Genomic DNA, 2,649 nt, shown 5'->3' with positions numbered 1-2,649 from the left:
GGACGCCCTCTTGAGGAAGGGCGCTGCGCGCCGCGTTCGGGACGGTCAGTGCGCGCAGGCGGCTGCGCAGGACGGCGGGTCCTTTCTGCGGCGGTTGTATTCGAAGGAGTGGAGGAAGTCCGCCGCGCGCTTCGTCTTCGGAGCGGTGAAGAAGACTTCGGGCGGCGCCTCCTCGACGATCCGGCCGCCGTCGAAGAAAAGGATCCGGTCGGCGACGGCGCGGGCGAACTGCATCTCGTGCGTGACGATCACCATGGAGAGCCCCGCGTCGGCGAGTTCGACGATCACCTCGAGCACCTCGCGGACCATTTCCGGGTCGAGCGACGCCGTCACCTCGTCGAAGAGCATCACCTCGGGCTTCATCGCGAGCGCGCGCACGATCGCGACACGCTGCTTCTGCCCGCCCGAAAGTTCGCGCGGATAGGCGCCGCGCTTCTCCCAGAGGCCCACGCGCCTGAGAAGCGCTTCGGCCTCGGCTTGGACTTCAGCGCTGGGCCTCTTCGCGACCTCGAGCGGAGCGAGGAGGACGTTCTCGAGCACGGTGAGATGCGGAAAGAGGTCGTAGCTCTGGAAGACCATGCCGACGCCTTTGCGCGCGCCCCCGCGGGCGTCTGCGGGCCGGCCGGCGACCAGGACTTCGCCCGCTTCAAGGGGCTCGAGCCCCACCAGGCACCTCAGGAACGTGGACTTCCCGCAGCCCGAGGGTCCGAGGATCACGGCGGCTTCGCCCGGATGGAGCCGGAAGTCGATGCCGTTCAGCACGACCGCGTCGCCGAACTTCTTGACGAGTCCGCGGACTTCGATGGGAAAGACTTCGGTCTGCGGCATGGCTATTGCTCCTTCCATTTCGATTCAAGCTTCTTCGCGGCGAGCGACACGGGCCAGCAGGCGAGGAAGTAGAGGATGAAGACCGCACCGTAGACCCAGAGGGCGGCGGTCGGGTAGTGAAAGCGGTTGGCGTCGATGATCTGCTGCCCGACCTTGAGCACCTCGACCATGCCGATCAGTGCAATGAGGCTCGTGGTCTTGATCATGCGGGTGATGAGGTTGATCGCGGGCGGCGTGAGCTGACGCAGCGTCTGCGGGATGATGATGAAGCGGTAGAGCGAGAACTTCGAGAAGCCGAGCACCCGGGCGCTCTCATACTGCGAGCGCGGAATGGCGAGGAGCGCCCCGCGCACGAGGTCGCCCATCTCGGCCGTTCCCCAGAAGGTGAAGACGATCACGGCGCTCGCCCAGGCCGAGAGGTTCCAGCCGAAGCTTCGCGTGAAGCCGAAGTAGACCACGAAGAGCAGGACGAGCTGCGGCATGATGCGCACGAACTCGAGGTACGCCCGCGCGGCGGCGCGCACCAGGCGGCTTCTCGATGTCATCACGATCCCGAGGAGGATGCCGAGCGGAATCGAGAGCGCGGCCGAAAGGAGCGAGATGTTGAGCGTCACGAAGAGGCCTTCGAGAAGGCGCACGAGGTTGCGGCCCTCAAACAGAACGAAGATTCCCGAATCCGGCATGGCGGAGCCTCTTTTCAAGATGGGTGCCCAGAAGCGACACGGGCAGCAGGAGCAGAACGTAGGCGGCGACGAGAAGGAGCAGCGATTCGTCGGTGCGGTAGTAGTTGCCGATCAAATCCTTCGCGACGTACATGAGGTCGGGCAACGCAATCGCGGAGACGACCGAGACCTCCTTCACGAGGAAGATCACGTTGGCGACGAGGGCGGGAAGCGCCACCGCGAGCGCCTGCGGGAGCACGACGAAGCGCATCGTCTGCCAGCCGGAGAGCCCGAGCACGCGCGCCGACTCCGACTGGATCTTCGGCACCGCCTCAAGACCGCTGCGGAGCGCCTCTGCCATGTAGCTCCCGCCGAGGAAGGCGAGGCCGATGATCGCGCACCATTCGCCCGAGAGGCGGATCCCGATCTTCGGGAGCCCGAAGTAGAGAAAGAAGAGCTGCACGAGGAGCGGCGTATTGCGAGAGAGCTCGCCGTAGACGCCCACGAGCCCGGTGAGGCCTGGAACGCGCAGCGACTTCACGACCGCGCAGAAGAGGCCGACCGCGAAGGCGAGAAGGATGCCCGCGACTCCCACCCGGATGGTGAGGAGCGCGCCCTCGACGTAGAGCGGCAGGAATTTGTCGATGAAGGCGTAGTCAAGCAATTTTGGGTTTCGGCTGCTGCGCCCGGGCGGCCGATCCCTTCATCAACGAAGAAGGACCGGGCAGCTGCGGGCGCTGCGCCGGTCCTTCTGAAGATTGAGGGTTTGAAGAGGAGCCTAGCGGATGCGCGCGCGGGACCGTTCGAGCGGACAGACGCTCGAGGCGGATCGAGAACAACAGGCGTACATTCGCATCGTCGCAGCCAATTCTAAAAAATGGAACGAGTGATTGATGAATTTGATTGTGAGGTAGGAAGAACCCGCCGTCAAGACGAGGGAAACCATGCAGCGGGTAATACCTGTCTCAGGGCAACCAGTATGGGTGATTGTGCTCAGAAATTCGGGAGTATCCATAGGCGCGCCGGCATTTTCGCGGAATTCCGGCCGCGCGTCCGGACCTTCGCGCGGCTGCGGCCCGCGGGAGCCGCCGGCGGGCGCTTCCGGGCGGCCAGGGCTGACGCGTAGCAGGCTCTAATTGCTTGTTGTGCGCCAGCCCTA

Annotated in this window: 3 protein-coding genes; all 3 read right to left on the bottom strand. The window is 64.9% G+C overall.

Features of this window, described 5'->3' with window-relative positions:
• Positions 1–45 precede the first annotated feature (45 nt).
• From ACT6Y9_RS10290 to ACT6Y9_RS10280, 3 genes are read right to left on the bottom strand one after another with little or no spacing between them, the layout of a single operon-like run.
• Positions 46–828, bottom strand: a complete 783-nt coding sequence (locus ACT6Y9_RS10290) for an amino acid ABC transporter ATP-binding protein (RefSeq protein WP_443744463.1) — start codon at positions 826–828, stop codon at positions 46–48.
• 2 nt (positions 829–830) lie between these two features.
• Complete coding sequence (locus ACT6Y9_RS10285) at positions 831–1,511, bottom strand: amino acid ABC transporter permease (RefSeq protein WP_295478269.1); 681 nt, start codon at positions 1,509–1,511, stop codon at positions 831–833.
• Positions 1,480–2,154, bottom strand: a complete 675-nt coding sequence (locus tag ACT6Y9_RS10280) for an amino acid ABC transporter permease (RefSeq protein WP_295478272.1) — start codon at positions 2,152–2,154, stop codon at positions 1,480–1,482. Before ACT6Y9_RS10280 ends, ACT6Y9_RS10285 begins: the two co-directional genes overlap by 32 nt.
• Positions 2,155–2,649: the final 495 nt, after the last annotated feature.

The sequence above is a fragment of the Sutterella sp. genome (assembly GCF_052272535.1).
GTDB lineage: Bacteria > Pseudomonadota > Gammaproteobacteria > Burkholderiales > Burkholderiaceae_F > Sutterella.
Note: the sequence above shows the minus strand (reverse complement) of the source record. Positions and strands in the feature narration are given on the sequence as shown.